We start from the raw sequence: 18,065 nt of genomic DNA, 5'->3' as shown, positions 1-18,065 counted from the left end.
GCGGCTGTGGAAAACCCCAACTCCCTTGTACAGCACAGGTGCTGCGCTAATCTCACGTCACACGCACCACGCGAGAGACACAGGGTTCCCATGCCAGTCGAGTTCCGCGGTCGGTCCGAAACGATGGCCTATGCGGCGGCGGGGATGGAGCCGCCTCCCGTGGTGCCGCTGCGGAAGAGCGACCCGCGCCAGGCGGGTCCGTACCGGTTGATGTCGGTGCTCGGGAGCGGCGGGATGGGCCGGGTCTATCTGGGCCGCGACACCACCGGCGCCACGGGCCCCGCCGCCGTGAAGGTGATCCGGCCCGAGTACGCGGAGGACCCGCTGTTCCGCAAGCGCTTCGAGCGCGAGGTCGGCGCGCTGGGCCGGATCCAAGGGGCGCATATCGTACGGCTGTTGGGCAGCGGCTGTGACGAGGATCTGGTGTGGGTCGCCACCGAGTACATACCCGGGCCCACCCTCGCGGAGCTGGTCGACGCGCGGGGGCCGGTCGACGTGGTGGCGGCCTGGCGCCTGCTGGCCGACGTGGGGCGGGCGATCGAGGCGATCTGGCGCGAGGGGATCGTGCACCGCGACCTCAAGCCGTCCAACGTCATCCTGGGTGCCGACGGCGCCCGCGTCATCGACTTCGGTGTCGTCCAGGCCGGCGACGGCACCTCGATCACCGCCACCGGCCAGAACGTCGGCACCCCCGCCTACATGTCCCCGGAGCAGGTGCGCGGCCAGGAGGTGACCGCCGCCTCCGACGTCTTCTCGCTGGCCTCCACGCTCACCTACGCCGTCGCCGGGGAGGCCCCGTTCGGCGAGGGCACGGGCGTCGACGTGCTGCACCGGGTGGCGTTCGACCCGCCCCGGGAGGACGTCCTCGACAAAGTCGCGGGCGTCGACGCGGAGTTGGCCGCGTTCATCCGCACCTGCCTGGACAAGGACCCCGAGCTGCGGCCGTTACCCGAAGCGGTGTTCAGAACAGCCATCGGGCATCAGCTGTCCACGCCGGCCGGCCCCCCGCCACGGGTCCCGCCCCGGCGCGGCCCCTCCCCCGCCGAACGGGTCGAAGGGGCCCAGGGGATCAATGGACTTGACGGGCTCGAACGGTCCGCCGCGACGCACGCGGCCTCACCCGCCCCGCCCACCGCGCCCCGGAAACACGCGAACACCCCGAAAAAGCGCGGGAAGTTGATCGCGGCCGTCGCCGCCGCGGCCGCGCTCCTCGTCGCCGGCAGCATCGCCGCGACGCTGCTCCTGCTGCACCACGACGACAACGGGACGTCGGCCGGCCCCGGACCGGGGACGCCCCCGGCGCTCGCCGTTCCGGAGAACTCGCCCCCGGGCACGGACAGTTCACCGAGTACGGCCGCCTCCGCGTCGGCGACGAAGGGTGGGGCGTCGAAGGGCCCTACGAGTGCGCCGGTCACCCGCGATCCCGCGAACCTCGACATCCGGCTCTCCTCCTGCGTCGACGAACTCACCTCGGGCTCCCACGGCGACTGCGTCAAGGCACTCCAACTCCTCCTCGCCGGCTACGGGTTGCACGTCACGGTCGACGGCGAGTTCGGGAAGGCCACGGTCGACGCGTTGAAGGTCTTCCAGACCGAGGCCGGGACCACCGCCGACGGCACGGTCGACGCGGGGACCGCGAAGCTGCTGTACGGCACGGAGCGCGGGCCGGTCCGGACCGGTTCGGTGACGGTGACCGAGAGCGTCCACACGGTCGATGTCGCCCGGTGCCTCGACGCCCACGTCACCGCGGTACAGGTGTGGGCGTGCAACGGCACGGCACCGCAGAAGTGGGCGCTCTTCCGGGTGCCCGGGCACAACTCCCAGTACCTGGTGGTCAATCAGGGCAACCACGCCTGCCTGGACGCCGACGCGAGCACGGTCGGCCAGAACTTCTCGAAGATCCGGGTCAGGAGCTGCGACGGGCTGAGCGCGCAGCGGTGGCAACTGGGCGGCGCCGGGACCCTGGTCAGCGCACCGGACGGTTTCTGTCTGGACGCGGATGCCTCCGCGTCGGGGAAGGACGGTCAGGCCGTCCAGACCTTCGGCTGCGCGGGCAGCTCCAACCAGGTCTGGAACTGGTCCTCTTGAGGGACCGTCAAGAAATCCCGAGAATCAACCACCAAGACGTCCCGGGACTCACGCGTCCCCGTACGCCTCGCCACCCAGCTCCAGCCCCGCCGTCCCCGCCGTCACATCGGCGAGCCACCCCCGGAACGCGTCCACGTCGGCGTCCGGCAGCCCGATCTCGATGGTGACCTCCTCGCCGTAGCGGACGTCCCGTACCTCGCGGCCGGTGGCGCGCAGGTCGTTCTGGACCTTGCCCGCGCGCTGGTGGTCGACGGTCACCGTGGCGAGGCGGAAGCGGCGGCGGGTGATCGTGCCGAGGGTGTCGAGGGCCTCGCCGACCGAGCCGCCGTAGGCGCGGATGAGGCCGCCCGCGCCGAGTTTGACGCCGCCGTAGTAGCGGGTGACGACGGCGACGACGTACCGCATGTCGCGGCGCAGCAGCATCTGGAGCATGGGGACGCCTGCCGTGCCGCCGGGTTCGCCGTCGTCGCTCGCCTTCTGGATCGCGGCGTCGGCGCCGATGACGTAGGCGAAGCAGTTGTGGGAGGCGTCCGTGTGGTCCTTGCGGAGGCGGGCGACGAAGGCCTGGGCCTCCTGTTCGGTGGCCGCCGGGGCGAGGGCGCACAGGAAGCGGGAGCGGTTGACCTCGGTCTCGTGCACGCCCGGGCGGGCCACTGTGCGGTACTCGTCCTGCATCCGGCCAGCCTATGCGCAGGGTCGGGGGTCGCCCCCGGTCCGGGTGCGGGCGACGATGTGGTGGATACTCGCTCCTCGTCGCCCGGGCCCCGGGCACGGTCGTCCGATCGCAGGGAGTTCACACGCATGACCGGCGCGCAGGCGGACCCTACGGAGACCACGGCGTCCGGCGGTTCCGGATCCGCCGCGGAGCGCTGCCGGGCCTGGCTCCTGGACGGTCTGAGCGAGCAGAGCGCCCGGCATCCGGGCCCGCACGCCACCCCGAACCCGGAGCACGAGGGTCACCGCTGGTGGCGGGTCATGTGTCTGACCGGCGTCGACTACTTCTCCACCCTCGGCTACCAGCCGGGCATCGCCGCCCTCGCGGCCGGACTGCTCTCCCCGCTGGCGACCGTCGTCCTGATCGGGCTGACGCTGCTCGGGGCGCTGCCGGTCTACCGGCGGGTCGCGCACGAGAGCCCGCACGGCGAGGGGTCGATCGCCATGCTGGAACGGCTGCTGCCGTGGTGGTCGGGGAAGATCTTCGTCCTGGTGCTGCTGGGCTTCGCGGCGACGGACTTCATGATCACGGTCACCCTGTCGGCGGCGGACGCGGCGGCGCACGTCGTGGAGAACCCGTTCGCGCCGGGCTGGATGCACGGCGGGAACACCTGGATCACGCTGGTGCTCGTCGGGGCGCTGGGCGCGGTCTTCCTCAAGGGGTTCCGGGAGGCCATCGGGATCGCGGTGGTGCTGGTGGGCGTGTATCTCACGCTCAACGTGGTCGTTCTCGCGGTGTCCGCCTGGGAGGTGCTGGGCCATCCGGTGAAGATCGGCGACTGGACGGACGCGATGACGGCCGCGCACTCCTCACCGCTCGCGATGGTCGGCGTGGCGCTGCTGGTGTTCCCGAAACTGGCGCTCGGCATGTCCGGCTTCGAGACGGGTGTGGCGGTGATGCCGCAGGTCAAGGGCGATCCGACGGACACCTGGGCGAAGCCGACGGGCCGCATCCGGGAGACCCGCAAGCTGCTCACCACGGCCGCCGTGATCATGTCCGGCTTCCTGCTGCTGTCCAGCCTGGCGACGACCATCCTGATCCCGCAGAGCGCGTTCAAGACGGGCGGCCCCGCGAACGGCCGCGCGCTCGCCTATCTCGCGCACGAGCACCTGGGCCAGGTCTTCGGCACGTTCTACGACGTCTCGACGATCGCGATCCTGTGGTTCGCGGGCGCCTCCGCGCTCGCCGGCCTGCTGAACCTCGTACCGCGCTATCTGCCGCGCTACGGCATGGCGCCGGAGTGGACGGGGGCGGTGCGCCCGCTGGTGCTGGTCTTCATGGTGACGGCCATCGTCATCACCCTGTGGTTTCACGCGAGCGTCGACGCGCAGAGCGGCGCGTACGCGACGGGTGTGCTGGTGCTGATGCTCTCCGCGGCCTTCGCGTCCACGGTCACCGTGCACAAGCGGGGCCATCGGAAGGCCACGCTCGGGTTCGGGGTGATCACCGCCGTGTTCGCGTACACACTCGTCACGAACGTCATCGAGCGGCCCGACGGCATCAAGATCGCGGGCATCTTCATCCTGCTGATCCTGATGACGTCGTTCGGTTCGCGGGTGCACCGCGCCTTCGAACTCCGCGCCGCCGAGATCACGTTCGACAGCGCGGCGGCCCGTTTCGTCGACGAGGCGGCGCGCGGCGGCCCGCTCCGGCTGATCGCGAACGAGCCGCAGGAGCACAGCAGGCGGGAGTACCGCGCGAAGGAGTACAGCCAGCGCGAGGAGACCCATATCCCGGACGGCGGGCCGGTGTTGTTCCTGGAGGTGTTCCTCCGCGACTCCTCGGACTTCTCGGCGGACATCTCCGTGCACGGCGACGAGAAGTACGGCGTACGGCGACTCCGCGTCGAGGGCCCGACGGTGCCCAACGCGATCGCCGCCGTCCTCCTCTCCCTCCGCGACCGCACCGGCAAGGTCCCGCACGCCTACTTCACCTGGACCGAGGGCAACCCGGTCAGCCACCTGATCCGCTTCCTGGTCTTCGGCGACGGCGAGGTCGCGCCGGTGACCCGCGAGGTACTGCGCCGCGCGGAACCCGATCCGGAGCGGCGGCCTCGCGTGCACGTCGGCTGAACGGCCGCTCGCGGCAAGGGTGTTGACCGTCGGCAGCAGCGCGCTAGCGGCGGCGCAGCCGCTTGTCGGTGATCGGCGGGGTGGGGTCGATGTAGAAGTCGCCGGGGTTCACGTCGACGCCGGGCGGAACGATCTCGTCGATGCGGTCGAGGACGTCGTCACCGAGTTCCACGTCGGCCGCGGCGAGGAGGTCGGTCAGCTGCTCGGGGCGGCGCGGTCCGATGAGCACCGCGGTGACCGCCGGGTGCGCACGGACGAAAGCGGTGGCCAGATGAGGCAGCGGCAGTCCCGACTCGGCGGCCAGCGCGGTCAGTTCGCGCACGGCGTCGGCCTTCGCGCGCACGCCCGGCAGGCTCAGGTCGAACATCTTCGCCCCCGCGCCGGCGCTGCGGTGCCCTGCGGTGGGATCCGAACGGCCCGAGAGCCAGCCGGAGTTGAGCGGGCCGAAGGTCAGCACGCCCATGCCGTAGCGCTGGGCGGTGGGCAGCACCCGGCTCTCCACACCGCGGGTGAGGATCGAGTACGGCGACTGCTCGGTGCGGAACCGGTGGTGGCCGCGGCGCTCGGCCGTCCACTGGGCCTCCACGGTCTCCTCGGGGGAGAAGAACGAGCCGCCGACGGCACGCACCTTCCCGGCCCTGACCAGGTCCGACAGGGCGCCGAGGGTCTCGTCGATGTCGGTGTGCGGGTCCGGGCGGTGCATCTGGTAGAGGTCGATGTGGTCGGTGTCCAGGCGGCGCAGGCTGTCCTCCAGCGCGCGGCGGATCCAACGGGCCGATCCCCCGCCGCGGTTGGGGTCCTCGCCCATCGCCAGCCCGAACTTGGTGGCCAGGACGACATCGTCGCGGCGGCCCTTGAGTGCCTTGCCCACGATCTCCTCCGACTCGCCGCCGGAGTACACGTCGGCGGTGTCGACGAGGTTGATCCCGGCGTCCAGCGCCGTGTGGATCATGCGGACCGACTCGTCGTGGTCGGTGTTGCCCATCGCGCCGAACATCATCGTGCCGAGTGCGTATGCGCTCACCGACATGCCGGTGCCGCCAAGAATCCTGTGCTTCATCAGAGGTACCTCCAGGTGCGTGCTTGTGCTCTTCCAGACGACCACCACGCACGGCCTGGGTGGGAGACCCACTCCGACCGGGGGTCCGACAGACCCCCTTTGGTGGGGCTGCTCCCCAGGTCACCCGGTCTACGGTGGTGGCATGGCCCAGGAACCGAACAGCGAGCTGCGCGACTTTCTCCGCTCGCGCCGCGCGAAGATCACCCCCGAGGAGGCCGGCCTGGCACCCCTGCCCGGCACCCGCCGCGTCCCGGGCCTGCGGCGCGAGGAGGTCGCCCAGCTGGCCGGTGTCAGCGTCGACTACTACGTCCGCCTGGAGCGCGGACGCCACCTCAACGTCTCCGCGTCCGTCCTCGACGCGATCGCCCGCGCCCTGCGCCTCGACGACGTGGAGCGCGCCCACCTGTTCCGCGTCGCCAGACCGACCCACACGCGTCCTCGACCGCTGCCCCCGCAGCGCGTCCGCCCCGGTCTGCGCCTGCTGCTCGACAGCCTCACCGACGTCCCCGCCCTCGTCTACGGCCGCCGCATGGACGTCCTGGCCGCCAACCAGCTCGCCCGCGCCCTGTACACGGACTTCGAGGCATTGCCCGCCCGGAGCCGCAACATGGCCCGTCTGGTCTTCCTCGACGACCACTTCCGGAGCCTGTACGCCGACTGGGAAGGCGCCGCGCGCGGCATCGTCGCCTCGCTCCGCCTGTACGCGGGTCGCAGCCCGCACGACCCCGCCCTGTCCGAGCTGGTCGGTGAACTCTCCGTCCAGGACGCGGACTTCCGCCACTGGTGGGCGGACCACGACGTGTTCCAGCGCACCCACGGCACCAAGCACTTCCGCCATCCCGTGGTCGGCGACCTCGTCCTGGGCTACGAGGCCTTCACCCCCGCCGACGACCCCGAGCAGACCCTGGGCGTCTCCACCGCCGAGCCGGGGTCCCCCTCCGCGGAACGCCTTCAGCTGCTGGCGAGCTGGTCCCGCACCCCGCGGCCCTGAGGTCTCACTTCTTCCTGCCTCTCGGCACGGTCAGGCTCGTCAACAGGGCTGTGCCCGGGGCGAGTTCCTGCCAGGTGGCGCCGTGCCAGGCCAGGACCGCGATCGCCGAGGTCGGGAACTTCACGCGGACCTCGTCGAGCGCGTCGTCGAGGCTGTCGCCGGCGAGTTCCAGGATCAGTTCCTCCAGGCCGGGGTTGTGGCCGATCAGGAGCAACGTCTCGACCTCGGGCGGCACTTGGTGGACGGCGTCGAGAAGTGCCGGTACGTCGGCCGCGTACAACCCGGGCTCGTACCGCACCGGCGGCGGGGTGCCCCACTCGGCGGACGCCAACTCCCAGGTCTGGCGCGCCCGTACGGCCGTGGAGCACAGGGCGAGGTCCGGCAGGGAGTCGGTCTCGGCGAGGGCGACACCGGCGGCCGGGGCGTCGCGTCGCCCGCGCGGGGCGAGGGAGCGCTGGTGGTCGGGAACGCCCTCCGGCCAGGCGGACTTGGCGTGCCGCAGCACGACCAGGCGGCGCAACGGGCGGGATCCGACACGGGTGCTCACGCCAACGACCCGATGTCACGGGTGAGTTCGAGCCCGAGGAGCCGGTCCGCGTAGGCGTAGGTCTCGAAGCGGGCGCCGTCGAGCAGCTCGGGCCAGGTCTCCACCCGGCGCAGCACCCGCAGCACCTCGGGCACGTTCAGGTCGTCCTCCCAGGCGGTCCGCAGCTCGGCGCGCACCTCGTCGGGCACCGGCCGCGAGGGCCGCCGCGCCCAGTCGGCGACCGAAGCACGCCAGTGCGCGAGCGTCCGCCGCGCCTCCTCCAGAACCTCCGCGTCGAGCCGTACCGGCAGGTCACGGGGGTGCGCGAACAGGGCGAGACGGAGCGCGGCCGGGTCGGAGAGGTCGGGCACGGCGGCCGTAGGGGAATCGACGGGTGCTACGGCCACCAGGACTCCCCCGGTCGTCTCTGCGCCCTCGGTCGCCACGTGGAGGATCTGGGCCTCGCCGAGTCCGGAGCCGAGGTCTCCGCCGTCCTCGAAGGGCCGTATGCCCAAGTCCCTTGCCGCGGAGCGGAGTTCGGCCTGCTCGTGTTCGCCGGTGAGGAGCGACCAGACGGGGGTGCCGCCTAGTTCCAGGGCGCGTACGAGGAGGTCCGACATGAGGAGCACTCGTAGGGTCGTGGGAGCCAGGCCCGACGCGTGCGCCTCGACCCTGGTCAGGCCACGGCGGGCGGGGGCGGCTTCGACGGACTCGCCGGTTCGGGCGTCGGTGATGCGCAGCACGGCCTGAGCGTAGGCGGGCGGAGGGCCGTACGCATGCATGTTCGCTCCGCTCCGGCCGAGGTGGCGGGATTCACCCCGGTCTGTCCGGTACACCGAGGTGCCTGACCTCGTCGGCGTTCACCCGTTCGCCCATCCCGCCTTTCGCCGAGGCCGGTGGGGCGTGTGGGGTGGGAGCACCGACCAGCACCCCGGCCGAGACGATCCCGGAGAGTTCCGATGACCGACCGCCGTACGTTCCCCCACGGACGCCCGTCGCCGACGCCCGTTCGACGGTGGCGGCCGCTGCTCCTGCTGGCCGCCGCGCTCCTCGCCGGCACAGCGGTGCTCCCGCCCGCCACCGCCACCGCCGCACCGCTCCGCACCGACTCCTGGGAGGTCTACGGACGGGGTCTTGGCGGCGGGGTGACCATCGTGCCGGGACGGTCCGGGCTGGTGGAGATCGGCGGGTACGACGGTGCCGACCTGCCCGCCGGGTCCTCGCTGCGGCTGACCGCGCCCGCCGGGGCCCGGGTCACCGGTACGCCCCTCGCCGACACGGCACGGTTCCAGGGCTCGGTGACCGCCGACGGTGCGGCCGGCACGTACACCTACGTCCGTGACTCGGGGCCCGGTTCGTGGAAGGACGGCGGCTATCCGTTCGCGCTCGCCGTGGACGCGCGGGCGGTGCCGGGGACGCGGCTGCCCGGGTGCACGGTCGAGCTGACCGACGCGGGCGGAACCCGGCGCGCGTCCGGCAGGTGCACCGTGACCGTGGGCATGCCCGTGCCGACGCTGACCGAACCGGCCGGCGGCACGTTCGTGTCCGGCGCGGCACGGCTCGCCGGGACCTCCTATCCGGGGGCGCGGGTGAGTGTCGTGGACGCCGCCGAGCGCAGGGTGTGCGCGGGTGTCGCCCGCATCGACAGCACCTGGTCGTGCCCGCCGGACACCCCGCTCCCGGCGGGCGCCAACCGACTGCACGCGAGCGCCGCCTTCAACGGGGTCTCGGCGGTCGGCGAGGACGTCGACTTCACCGTGACCACGAGGACCGCCTGAGGCGCACCGGTTCAGCGCGCGGCGACAAGCTCCCTCAGCGTCTTCGCCACGACGGCCGGGTCCTCCTCCGCCATGAAGTGGCCGCAGGTCACGGTCGCGTGCCGCAGGTCCGGTGCCCAGGCGCTCCACAGCGCCGCCGCGTCGAAGCCGAGAGCGGGGCCCCAGTCCTGTTGGAGGACGGCGACCGGCATCCGCAGCCGGGTGTCGGCGTCGCGGTCGGCCCGGTCGTGGGTGACGTCGATACCGGCGGAGGCACGGTAGTCGGCCACGATCGAGGGGACCGCGGCGCGGCAGGCGTCGAGGTAGGCGGTGCGGATGTCGGCCGGGATCGCGGACGGGTCGTTCGTCCAGAGGTCGAGGAAGTGGCCGAAGAACGCGTCGGGCGCGGCGGCGATCAACTGCTCGGGCAGGCCCGGGGGTTGGGCCATCAGGTAGAGGTGGAAACCGACGGCGGCGGTGACTCCGTGCATCACGTCCCACATGTCCAGTGTGGGGAGTACGTCGAGACAGGCGAGGTGGGTGATCGTGCCGGGGTGGTCGAGTCCGGCGCGGAAGGCGACCAGGGCGCCCCGGTCGTGCCCGGCGAGCGCGAACCGGTCGTGGCCCAGGGCGCGGGCCAGCGCGACGACGTCCGCGGCCATGGTGCGCTTGGCGTAACCGGAGCCGTCGGTCTCGGCGGGCTTGTCGCTCGCGCCGTAGCCGCGCAGGTCGGGACAGATCACGGTGTGGTCGGCCGCGAGGTCGGCGGCGACATGGCGCCACATGAGGTGGGTCTGCGGGAAGCCGTGCAGCAGCACGATCGGGCTGCCCGAGCCGGAGACGGCGGCGTTCAGGGAGACGCCGTCCGCGACGGGGACGCGGTGGTAGGTGAAGCCGGGGATGGTCGTTGACATGCCGCCGAGCCTGCCGCGCGCCGATGAGCAACGAATGAGCGCGCTACGGTGACCTGGGGCGATGCCTCGGAAAGGGTGGTCGGCGATGGAGGTCGCGTTCGGGGTGCTGGGGCCGGTCGCGGCCTGGGACGGCACCGGGGACACGATCGCCCTGAAGGGCCCCCGACACCGGGCCGTGCTGGCCCGACTGCTGGTCGCCCGGCGTCGGGTCGTACCGGTGGGCCGTCTGGTCGAGGACCTGTGGGCGGACCAAGCGGGCCAGGTGGAACCACCCGCCGACGCGGTGGGTGCGATCCGCACCTTCGTCGCCGCACTGCGCCGGGCCCTGGAACCGGAGCGCCCACCGCGAACTCCGGCCCGGCTGCTGGTCACCGAGGGCCCGGGATACGCCCTGCGCGCCGAGCCGGAGGCCGTGGACGCCTGGCGCTTCGAACGGACGGTGACGGCCGCCGCGAACCTGCCTGCCCCGCACGCGCTCAACCGCCTTGAGGAGGCGCTGAGTTGGTGGCGAGGCCCGGCCTACGCCGACTTCGCCGACGAGACCTGGGCCCGCGCGGAACGCTCCCGCCTCACCGAACTCCGCCTGCACGCCGTCGAACGCCGCGCCGAGACCCGACTCGCCCTGGGCCAGGCCGCGGAGGCGATCCCCGACCTGGACGCCCACCTCGCCGAACACCCCTGGCGCGAGGACGCCTGGCGCCTGCTGTCCCTGGCCCTCTACCGCACCGGCCGCCAGGGCGACGCGCTCGCGGTACTACGCCGGGCGCGCACCCTCCTCGTAGACCAACTCGGAGCGGACCCGGGCCCGACCCTGCGCCGCCTGGAGGCGGACATCCTGGACCATGCGGCGCACCTGGACCCCGGCCCGCACCACGACCATCCGCCGTCACCCACCCACGTCTCGCACCTCGACCTCGTGTCAGATCCGGGCGGTCCAGCCGGTCGCGTATGGGCCGAAGCAACCGCCGCCTACGACCGAACCGTCGCATCCGGCGCCCGTGCCCGCCTGGAATCGACAGTCGGCCTGCTCCGCAACCTCGCGGTGACCGGAGGCGGCGGCCTGGAAGCGGCCCGTCGGCACCGCCTCGCCGCCATCACGGCCGCCCAGGAACTGGGCGACCCGGAACTCACGGCCCGCGTGATCGGTGCCTACGACGTCCCCGCGATCTGGACCCGGGTCGACGACCCACAGCAGGCGGCGGACACGATGGCCGCCGCCGAGCGCACCCTGGCCGCGCTCCCGCCGGACGCCCATCTCGCCGCGCGGGCCCGCCTGTTGGCCACGATCGCGCTGGAGTCTCGCGGCACCCGCTCCGCACGCGGGCCACAGGCCGCCTGCCAGGCGGAGGACATCGCCCGCCGGTTGAACGACCCCGCGCTGCTCGCCTTCGCCCTCAACGGCACGTTCATGCAGACCTTCCACCGTGCGGGCCTGGCCCCTCAACGGGACACGATCGGCACCGAGTTGGTCGCCCTGTCGGCCCGGCACGGCATGGTCACCTACGAGGTGCTCGGCCATCTCATCCGAATCCAGTCCCGCAGCGCCCTCGCGGACTTCACCGGAGCCGACGAACACGCGACGGCAGCGGACCGGCTGGCGGAGCGTCATGAACTGCCGCTGGTGGGCGTGTTCACCCAGTGGTACCGAGTTCTACGGCTATCCGCGACCGGCAACCCCCGGCCCGCCCAAGCAACAACCGCCTACCAGGACGCGGCACTTCGGCTGGACGGAGCCGGTATGCCCGGGCTGGAACGCGGGCTGCTGCCGCTGGCCCTGCTGAGCCTGCGCATGCGGAACGGACAGCCCGCCCAGGCCGACGAACACATCGACTGGGGACCGTACGAACCATGGGCGCGCCCACTGGTACTACTGGCCCGTGACCTCCCCAACGAAGCCCGGGCGGCGCTGAGTTCGCTCCCGGACCCGCCCCGCGACCTCCTCTTCGAGGCCCTGTGGTGCCTGGCCGGCCGCGCGGCACTCGCCGTGGGCGACCGGGGCACGATGGAGCGCGCTCACGCCGAACTGATGCCCGCCGTAGCCGAGTTGGCCGGGGCGGGCAGCGGCCTGCTCACCCTGGGGCCGGTCGCGCAGCACCTCGACGACCTCGCCGTCGCGCTGCGGAGCCCTCGGTGAGCCGGTGTTCGCGTCAGCCGGTCACCTGCACCACCGCCGTCGCCCCGGCCCGTACCGTCGGCGTCGCGTACGTGTAGGTCACGCCGTTGACCACCTTGGTGCGCACGTGCTGCTGGACGCCGTTGACCTTGATCTTCTTGTGGACGCCGGGGAAGCGGGCCTCCCAACTGTAGGAGCCCTTGCGGGAGTTGTTCGTCAGGGTGGTCTTGGTCGCGCCGTCGTGGCGGACGGTGACCGTACCCGAGCCGATGGGGACGTCCGCCGCCTGGAGCCACTTCATGCCGGTCGGCAGCTGCGACTGGGTGGTCACCTTGTGGCCCGGCGCGTCCGGCGTGATGCCCATCAGGCCCTGAACGGTCTGACTGACCAGGGTGAACGACACCTCGGGGTAGTCGCCGTTGGGGCCCTGGCTGGAGTTGATGTGCTGGGTCTCCCGCTCGCCGTAGATCTTCTGCATCCACTGCCAGGCGGTGTCCGGGCGGTTGTTCTTGAAGAACATGTCGGGCAGGTAGGTCGTGGACTCGATGTTGGGCGAGCCGTCCGGGCCCAGTTCCTGTGCCTGGATGTAGTCGAGGTAGGCGTCGTTGCGCGGGCCGGGGTCGATGATCTGCTTCATCGGCATGAAGACGCTGTTCTCCTTGCCCCAGCCGGTGACCGGGGTGCCGGAGGTGGTGTACGCGCGGACCATGTCGGCGCCGCTGCCGGTGCCGCTCCAGTCGTCGTTGAAGTACGTCTTCAGGTCGGCGGCGCGCTTGTCGTACGTCTTGGCCAGCGCGGTGTCGCCCTTGCCACGCGCGAGGATCGCCATCGCCAGGTACGCCTGGTACTCGGAGGCGATGCCGTCCCCGGCCTCGGCGAGACCGTCGCCGTCCTGTTCGTTGTAGCTGGCGGCGCCCTGGAAGATGCCCTGGCCCGTACCCTCGGCGACCTTCACCTTGCCGTTGTCCTTGGCGGAGTTGTGCAGGTCGATGAACTGCTCGGTGGCGTGCCGGTAGAAGTCCCACAGCACCGGGTCGTCGACGTATCTGCGGTCGCCGGTCCAGAGGTAGGCCTGGGCCGCCTTCTCGACGAGTTCGAAGGTCGCCGGGACCTCGCGGACGAAATTGTCCGGGCTCTTGTAATCGATGCTGAGGTACGTCTTGGCGTCGAAGTTGAGGGACCACACCGGGAAGTACTTGTGCTCGGCGGTGGCCGACGCCGCGTACGAGCGGAGCATCGTCTCGTTCTCGGCGTCGAGCCCGATGAGGTGGGCGCCGGCGAGCTGGTGGGTCATGTCGCGGGAGTAGTAGGCGCTGCGGTTGGCGTACCCGGCCCAGTAGGTGGGCTCGTACGTCGCGCTGCCGGTGCCGCCGGTCTGGTACTCGTCGACGTTGACCGGGCCCACGGTGCCGGGGAGTTGGACCCAGCTGTTGGCCTTCTTCTGCGCCCAGTCGAACATCGCGACGACCTCGGGGTCGGACGAGGTGACCCTCGGGTCGGCGGGCGCGGCGGGTGAGATCATCAGGTCGTCGGCGTTGACCCAGGAACTGCCGGAGCCGAATTCGATCTGGAGCCGGTCGCCGGTCCTCAACGCGACGTCGCTGATGGTGTACCGGGCGTACCCGGGGTGCTGCGGCAGGGTGATCGTCTGGACAGTCTCGCCGTTGCGCCGGATCGTGTACGTGCCGCCGGTACCGGCGCTGCCGATCCACGCGGAGAAGTCGTAACTCCCGTTCCTGGGCGCGACGATGGTGAGCTGGGCGCTCTTGCCGGCTCCGGCATCGAGGTAGAGGAAGCGTTCGCCGCCGTGCCTGTTGCCGGTGCCGACACCGGCCCCCGAGGTGAAGGTCCAACCCGTGCCGCCGTTCTCGAACCCGGGGTCCGGGATGGTGAGTTGCGGGCGGGGTGCGGCGGACGCGGTGGCCGACAGAGCGGGAGCCATCGGGGCGAGCAGGGCAACAGCGGTGAGCAGCATGAGCCTTGAGGGCTTCATCGGGTCTCCCGGTCTTCGGTCACTGCGGGATGGGGCCGCGTGGTGGCCGGAAAGCTAGCAGGGGCGGAAGTGGCGATTCAATGGTCATGCGCAAGAAACATGGAAGACATGCAGTCTCGCTGCTATGTTGCGTGGGAGGTTGGACTGAAAGTTTTCGTCCATCCGTTGCAAGTCGGGGTGGAGGGAAGCGGATGAAGGTCGGTATCACCGAGGTCGCGGACCGGGCGCAGGTGAGCGAGGCCACGGTCAGCCGGGTCATCAACCGGCGCCAGGGCGTGTCCCGCAAGACCCGCGAGGCGGTCGAGCAGGCGATGGCCGACCTGGGGTACGAGCGGCAGACCCGGGGTCAACTGGTCGCGGTGGTCACCGAGTTGGTCTCCAATCCGTTCTTCGCGGATGTCGCCGAGCGCATCGAGTCGGTGCTCGCCCCGCACGGTCTGAAGACGGTCCTGTGCCCGTGCTTCCCGGGCGGAGTGCAGGAGTTGGACTTCGTGACCTCGCTCGCCGACCGGGGCGTGGCCGCCGTCGTGTTCCTCTCGGCCAGCAACACCCTTGAGGGCGCGGACCCTTCGGCGTACGAACTGCTGCGGTCCCGCAGGATCCCGTTCGTCGGGATCAACGGCCGGTTCGAGGGCGTGAGCGAGGCGCCGGTCTTCTCCACGGACGACCTGCTCGCCGCCGAACTCGCCGTGGACCATCTGTACCGGCTCGGCCACCGCCGTATCGGCATGGCGTCGGGCCCGCTCGGCAACCGCCCCGCCGACCGGCGCGTCAGCGGCTTCGTCACCTCGCTCGCCAGGCGCGGTGTCGAGGACGCGGAGCAGTGGGTGGTCCGGCAGTCGTACACCGTCGAGGGCGGTCAGTCCGCCGCGATCTCGCTGCTCGGGCGGGGTGCCACGGCGATCGTCGCGGCCAGCGACTACATGGCGCTGGGCGCTATCCGCGGGGCGCGCCGGCAGGGGTACGACGTGCCGGGTGATGTGTCGGTGGTCGGCTACGACGGCTCCATGATCATGGACTTCGTCGACCCGCCGCTCACCACGGTCCGCCAGCCGGCCGACCGGCTGGCCTCGGAGGCGGGCCGCAGCGTCCTCGCCCTGGTCGGCAACCGTGACGTCCCCGTCGGTGAACTCCTCTTCGACCCGGAGCTGGTGATCCGCGCGAGCACGGGGGCGCCGAAGGCGTGAGGCTGCGGAGGCGTGAGGCGGCGGGCGTGAACCGAGTCCCCCCGGCTCGTCCGGACCATTGACCTAGAGGTCGGATCTAAGGACACTCCAGTCGGGGATCCGACCGGGAAATCGGCGGCAACTCCGCATATTCATCGGGTGTTTCGCGGCTCATGGCCGTGCATCATGAATGCTCCGGAGGGGCTATGTCTCGGTCTCGGTTCGTGTTTGTCGGGGTGGCGCTCGCGCTGCTCGTGGGCGGCGGCGGTCCTGTCGCCGCGGCGCAGAGAACGACGCCGGTGGCGGTGGTCGACGTGAACGCGTTCGGGGCCGACCCCACCGGCCGGACGGACTCCACGCCCGCCGTCGTCGCGGCGCTGCGGCACGCCAAGAGCGTCGATCACGGGCGGGCGGTCAGGATCGAGTTCTCGAAGGGGACCTACCAGCTCTACCCCGAGCGGGCCGAGACGCGTGAGCTGTACGTCTCCAACACCGTTGGCGCGGACCAGCGTTACCGGGACAAGAAGATCGGGCTCCTCATCGAGGACATGCACGACGTCACCGTCGACGGCGGCGGGGCGAAGCTCGTCTACCACGGGTTGCAGACGGCGTTCGCGTCGATCCGCTCGACCAATGTGACGTTCCAGAACTTCTCGTTCGACTACGCGGCCCCCGAGGTCATCGACGCGACCGTGGCCACCGCCGGTGTCACCGCCGGCACCGACGCCCACGCCTACCGCGTCCTGAAGATCCCGGCCGGCAGCCCGTACCAGGTGAACGGCACGCACATCACCTGGCTCGGCGAGAAGAGCCCGGCCACCGGACAGCCGTACTGGTCGGGCACGGACGGACTCCAGTACACCCAGATCCACGACCCCGAGGCGCAACGGACCTGGCGCGGCGACAACCCGCTCTTCAACGACGTCTCCAAGGTCACCGATCTCGGCGACCGCCGGATCCGGATCGACTACAGCACCGCGACGCAGCCGACGGACGCCGGGCTCGTCTACCAGATGCGCCTGATCGAGCGGACCGAACCGGGCGCCTTCATCTGGCAGTCCAAGAACGTCACGATGCGCTCGATGAACGCCTACTACCTCCAATCCTTCGGTGTGGTCGGCCAGTTCAGCGAGAACATCTCCATCGACAAGGTGAACTTCGCCCCCGATCCGAAGTCCGGCCGGTCGACGGCCTCGTTCGCGGACTTCGTCCAGATGTCCGGCGTCAAGGGCAAGGTCTCCATCACCCGGAGCCTCTTCGACGGCCCGCACGACGACCCGATCAACATCCACGGCACCTACCTGGAGGTCGTCGGACAGCCCGGCCCGAACACCCTCACCCTCGCCTACGAGCACCCGCAGACCGCCGGGTTCCCGCAGTTCGCCCCGGGTGACGAGGTCGAGTTCACGACGCAGCGCACGATGACCCCGGTGGCAGACCCGCACGCGAAGGTCACGGCGGTGGACGGCCCGAGCGGCATGGACCACACCAAGTCCCTCACCACGATGAACGTCACCTTCGACCGGCCGGTCCCCGCCGGGGTCGAGATCGGCGGCACGGTCGTCGAGAACATCACGGCCACCCCGTCGGTCGTCATCACCGGCAACACGTTCCGTAACGTGCCGACGCGCGGCATCCTGGTCACCACCCGCAAGCCGGTCCTGATCGCCGGCAACAGCTTCGACGCGATGTCCATGGCCAGCATCTACGTCTCCGCCGACGCCTATCAGTGGTACGAGTCGGGCCCGGTCGCCGACCTCACGATCCGCGACAACTCCTTCACCCGCCCCACCGGCCCGGTGATCTTCGTCGAGCCGACCAACCAGGTCGTCGACCCGGCGCACCCGGTGCACCACAACATCAAGGTCGAGCACAACTCCTTCGACATCAGCGACGTGACGGTCGTCAACGCCAAGAGCGTCGGCGGCTTCACCTTCACCGACAACACGGTCCGCCGCCTGGTCCCGGCGGACCAACCGCCGTACACCTCCCCGCTGTTCGTGTTCCACGGCAGCTCGGGCATCAAGATCGCCCACAACCACTACGACAAGGGTCTCAACACGTCCGTCGTCGCGGACTGAGGAATGGACTGAGGAATCAGGGTGCTCCGCCCGCTGTTGTCGCAGGCAGCAGCGGGCGCGCACGATTCCGAGGAGGCCGAGCATGTACGGCGACCCATCAACGATCCGCAAGATCCTCACCGAGTCCGGTGACACCTGGGCCGTCGTGGGCCTGTCCTCGAACCGGTCCCGGGCGGCCTACGGCGTCGCACAGGTCCTCCAGCGCTTCGGCAAGCGTGTCGTACCCGTCCATCCCAAGGCGGAGACGGTGCACGGCGAGAAGGGCTACGCCTCCCTCGCCGACATCCCCTTCGAGGTGGACGTCGTGGACGTGTTCGTCAACAGCGACCTCGCGGGCGCGGTCGCCGACGAGGCGGTCACCAAGGGCGCGAAGGCCGTCTGGTTCCAGCTCGGCGTGATCGACGAGGCCGCCTACGAGCGGACCCGGGCAGCGGGCCTGGAAATGGTGATGGACCGGTGCCCGGCGATCGAGATCCCGGGCTTGGGGCGCAGCGCCCACTGAGCTGTCCAAAATCTGTGAGTGGAGAAAAGAAGGACCCGCAGCGAAGTCAAATTTCAGGCAACAGACTTCTGTAAATATTCATTCATT

Annotated in this window: 14 protein-coding genes; 8 read left to right on the top strand and 6 right to left on the bottom strand. The window is 71.0% G+C overall.

All coding sequences use genetic code 11. The features are described from left to right. The first annotated feature begins 159 nt into the window (after positions 1-159). Positions 160-2,088, top strand: a complete 1,929-nt coding sequence (locus OG194_RS40255; RefSeq protein WP_327405651.1) for a protein kinase domain-containing protein — start codon at positions 160-162, stop codon at positions 2,086-2,088. A 48-nt stretch (positions 2,089-2,136) separates the two neighbouring features. On the opposite strand, the gene OG194_RS40250 is transcribed toward OG194_RS40255, so the two are convergent. Then, positions 2,137-2,763 carry a YigZ family protein gene (locus tag OG194_RS40250; RefSeq protein ID WP_327405650.1) on the bottom strand — a complete coding sequence of 209 codons (627 nt, stop codon included), beginning with the start codon at positions 2,761-2,763 and terminating at the stop codon, positions 2,137-2,139. 126 nt (positions 2,764-2,889) lie between these two features. Between OG194_RS40250 and OG194_RS40245 the strand changes: the two genes are divergently transcribed. Next, positions 2,890-4,875, top strand: a complete 1,986-nt coding sequence (locus tag OG194_RS40245; RefSeq protein ID WP_327405649.1) for an amino acid transporter — start codon at positions 2,890-2,892, stop codon at positions 4,873-4,875. Between the two features lie 43 nt (positions 4,876-4,918). On the opposite strand, the gene OG194_RS40240 is transcribed toward OG194_RS40245, so the two are convergent. After that, positions 4,919-5,935 (bottom strand): aldo/keto reductase, encoded by a 1,017-nt coding sequence (locus tag OG194_RS40240; RefSeq protein ID WP_327405648.1) that lies wholly within the window; start codon positions 5,933-5,935, stop codon positions 4,919-4,921. A 142-nt stretch (positions 5,936-6,077) separates the two neighbouring features. Between OG194_RS40240 and OG194_RS40235 the strand changes: the two genes are divergently transcribed. Then, a complete protein-coding gene (locus OG194_RS40235; protein ID WP_327405647.1) occupies positions 6,078-6,926 on the top strand; it encodes a helix-turn-helix transcriptional regulator in 849 nt (282 codons plus the stop codon). A gap of 4 nt (positions 6,927-6,930) precedes the next feature. Here OG194_RS40235 and OG194_RS40230 read toward each other — a convergent pair whose 3' ends face one another. Next, entirely contained in the window at positions 6,931-7,473 is a 543-nt protein-coding gene (locus tag OG194_RS40230; protein ID WP_327405646.1) for a SixA phosphatase family protein, read from the bottom strand. After that, positions 7,470-8,234 carry a hypothetical protein gene (locus tag OG194_RS40225; protein ID WP_327405645.1) on the bottom strand — a complete coding sequence of 255 codons (765 nt, stop codon included), beginning with the start codon at positions 8,232-8,234 and terminating at the stop codon, positions 7,470-7,472. Before OG194_RS40225 ends, OG194_RS40230 begins: the two co-directional genes overlap by 4 nt. A gap of 177 nt (positions 8,235-8,411) precedes the next feature. Here OG194_RS40225 and OG194_RS40220 point away from each other — a divergent pair, with 177 nt between their 5' ends. Beyond that, positions 8,412-9,230, top strand: coding sequence for a carboxypeptidase regulatory-like domain-containing protein (locus tag OG194_RS40220; RefSeq protein WP_327405644.1), 819 nt, complete (start codon positions 8,412-8,414; stop codon positions 9,228-9,230). An 11-nt stretch (positions 9,231-9,241) separates the two neighbouring features. Here the strand turns inward: OG194_RS40220 and OG194_RS40215 are convergent, their stop codons facing one another. Further along, positions 9,242-10,123, bottom strand: coding sequence for an alpha/beta fold hydrolase (locus OG194_RS40215; RefSeq protein ID WP_327405643.1), 882 nt, complete (start codon positions 10,121-10,123; stop codon positions 9,242-9,244). Positions 10,124-10,208: 85 nt separating this feature from the next. Between OG194_RS40215 and OG194_RS40210 the strand changes: the two genes are divergently transcribed. Further along, positions 10,209-12,257 (top strand): BTAD domain-containing putative transcriptional regulator, encoded by a 2,049-nt coding sequence (locus tag OG194_RS40210; protein ID WP_327407363.1) that lies wholly within the window; start codon positions 10,209-10,211, stop codon positions 12,255-12,257. A 13-nt stretch (positions 12,258-12,270) separates the two neighbouring features. Here OG194_RS40210 and OG194_RS40205 read toward each other — a convergent pair whose 3' ends face one another. After that, positions 12,271-14,229 (bottom strand): hypothetical protein, encoded by a 1,959-nt coding sequence (locus OG194_RS40205; protein ID WP_327405642.1) that lies wholly within the window; start codon positions 14,227-14,229, stop codon positions 12,271-12,273. 191 nt (positions 14,230-14,420) lie between these two features. Between OG194_RS40205 and OG194_RS40200 the strand changes: the two genes are divergently transcribed. The 3 genes from OG194_RS40200 (at position 14,421) to OG194_RS40190 (ending at position 17,978) form a co-directional block, all read left to right on the top strand. Beyond that, positions 14,421-15,416: a LacI family DNA-binding transcriptional regulator gene (locus OG194_RS40200; protein WP_327405641.1), complete on the top strand. Its 996-nt coding sequence runs from the start codon at positions 14,421-14,423 to the stop codon at positions 15,414-15,416. Positions 15,417-15,601: 185 nt separating this feature from the next. Next, positions 15,602-17,476, top strand: coding sequence for an alpha-1,3-galactosidase-related protein (locus OG194_RS40195; protein WP_327405640.1), 1,875 nt, complete (start codon positions 15,602-15,604; stop codon positions 17,474-17,476). A gap of 82 nt (positions 17,477-17,558) precedes the next feature. After that, positions 17,559-17,978, top strand: coding sequence for a CoA-binding protein (locus OG194_RS40190; protein ID WP_327405639.1), 420 nt, complete (start codon positions 17,559-17,561; stop codon positions 17,976-17,978). The last annotated feature ends 87 nt before the right edge of the window (positions 17,979-18,065 follow it).

This window comes from Streptomyces sp. NBC_01288, from assembly GCF_035982055.1.
Lineage (GTDB): Bacteria > Actinomycetota > Actinomycetes > Streptomycetales > Streptomycetaceae > Streptomyces.
The sequence above is the reverse complement of the archived record's forward strand: the minus strand, read 5'-3'. Positions and strand labels throughout refer to the sequence as shown.

Coding starts and splice junctions, on each gene's coding strand:
- OG194_RS40250 (WP_327405650.1), bottom strand. CDS start 2,763: ATGCAGGACGAGTACCGCACAGTGGCCCGCCCGGGCGTGCACGAGACC.
- OG194_RS40245 (WP_327405649.1), top strand. CDS start 2,890: ATGACCGGCGCGCAGGCGGACCCTACGGAGACCACGGCGTCCGGCGGT.
- OG194_RS40240 (WP_327405648.1), bottom strand. CDS start 5,935: ATGAAGCACAGGATTCTTGGCGGCACCGGCATGTCGGTGAGCGCATAC.
- OG194_RS40235 (WP_327405647.1), top strand. CDS start 6,078: ATGGCCCAGGAACCGAACAGCGAGCTGCGCGACTTTCTCCGCTCGCGC.
- OG194_RS40225 (WP_327405645.1), bottom strand. CDS start 8,234: ATGCATGCGTACGGCCCTCCGCCCGCCTACGCTCAGGCCGTGCTGCGC.
- OG194_RS40220 (WP_327405644.1), top strand. CDS start 8,412: ATGACCGACCGCCGTACGTTCCCCCACGGACGCCCGTCGCCGACGCCC.
- OG194_RS40215 (WP_327405643.1), bottom strand. CDS start 10,123: ATGTCAACGACCATCCCCGGCTTCACCTACCACCGCGTCCCCGTCGCG.
- OG194_RS40210 (WP_327407363.1), top strand. CDS start 10,209: ATGGAGGTCGCGTTCGGGGTGCTGGGGCCGGTCGCGGCCTGGGACGGC.
- OG194_RS40205 (WP_327405642.1), bottom strand. CDS start 14,229: ATGAAGCCCTCAAGGCTCATGCTGCTCACCGCTGTTGCCCTGCTCGCC.
- OG194_RS40200 (WP_327405641.1), top strand. CDS start 14,421: ATGAAGGTCGGTATCACCGAGGTCGCGGACCGGGCGCAGGTGAGCGAG.
- OG194_RS40195 (WP_327405640.1), top strand. CDS start 15,602: ATGTCTCGGTCTCGGTTCGTGTTTGTCGGGGTGGCGCTCGCGCTGCTC.
- OG194_RS40190 (WP_327405639.1), top strand. CDS start 17,559: ATGTACGGCGACCCATCAACGATCCGCAAGATCCTCACCGAGTCCGGT.